This is a genomic window from Pseudomonas lurida, assembly GCF_013522705.1.
In the GTDB taxonomy this organism is placed as follows: domain Bacteria; phylum Pseudomonadota; class Gammaproteobacteria; order Pseudomonadales; family Pseudomonadaceae; genus Aquipseudomonas; species Aquipseudomonas quebecensis.
This window is the reverse complement of record NZ_JAAMRE010000069.1, coordinates 1-1,075: the sequence shown is the minus strand read 5'-3', so window position 1 is coordinate 1,075 and position 1,075 is coordinate 1. Positions and strand designations below refer to the sequence as shown.

Here is a 1,075-nt window from a genome sequence, read left to right as displayed (position 1 = left end):
TTCATTGGGGCAGGCTCACGTTGCCGTCAGGCGGGCTGACAATATCGAAAGGAAAGTTCGCGGCGTCGGAGGCATCTGCCCCGCACGGTAGAAGCAATGTGACGATGAGCTCACCATTCTGTCGGGTGATGTCGCCGACGACGAAGTCGCACTCGACAGCTGAAGACGGCAGCACCGCGCCCTCTGGCAGCTCCCGAAAGTCGAAGCGCTCTCCATTGATGGTCAGCACATCGCTGCGCTTGCTGACGACCAAAGTCTCGTCAGAGCGTTGGGGCTGGAGTTTTATAATCATCAGAACCATCTCCCGAAAGCCGAAGCGCGCGCATAATAGGCCTGCTGCACGTTTGAATTTATGCTGATAAGAGCAGATTGAGTGGTCACACTCCGCGCTCGGTTGTTGCCAGAAAAATCGTTTACGGCGCTTGCATCGGCGATATTGACGTAGCAGTTGGGGGTGAAAGAGAACGCGGCGGGAAACGTCCAAGTGGCCGACCCTGATACGGAGGACAGCGTGATTGCGATCGTGGTGGAGTGGCAAATGAGCGTGCCGTCTGCAAATTTGACGTAATCACCATTGGCATTCGAGCCGCGCTCAATGACCGCGCCTGTCGGAGTGCCGCCGGACTGCGATACCGTGCCGATAATATCGGCCTTACCCGCTGATTTGCCCCCAAGCGCTGAGAAAGCTGCAGCCGGGGTCGTTGCCCCTGTGCCCCCCTTAGCGACAGGCACAATATTTTCAGACGAAACTGAGCCGAGCCCGGCGAGCGTGGAACCCCACTGCTGAACCATGAGGTTGACCGCATCGGCCAAGGCCTTTGGGTAGCCGTTCACGGGCACGATGCCGTAAGCGGCGCCCGTTGAATTGACGCCCCTGTACGGCGGCGAGATCGACACGGAGGTATCGCTCGACGGGTTGATCACCTGATAGATGCCGTTATCTGGACCGACAAACATGTCACCAGATCGACAGTTAGAAAACTTCGTGCCAACACCAATTACAACGGCATTGCCGTTAGCAACTGTTACCGTTCCTTCTGCGAACCAAGATGGCATGGCCTTCCCCAAAATTTTT

At 56.8% G+C, this 1,075-nt stretch carries 2 protein-coding genes; both read right to left on the bottom strand.

The annotated features are described in order from the left end of the window. Window position 1 precedes the first annotated feature (1 nt). Window positions 2–292 (bottom strand): hypothetical protein, encoded by a 291-nt coding sequence (locus tag G7025_RS26560; RefSeq protein ID WP_181081940.1) that lies wholly within the window; start codon window positions 290–292, stop codon window positions 2–4. Next, a partial coding sequence (locus G7025_RS26555) for a hypothetical protein (RefSeq protein WP_219855462.1) occupies window positions 292–1,075 on the bottom strand: 784 nt, incomplete at its 5' end. The genes G7025_RS26560 and G7025_RS26555, both read right to left, overlap by 1 nt.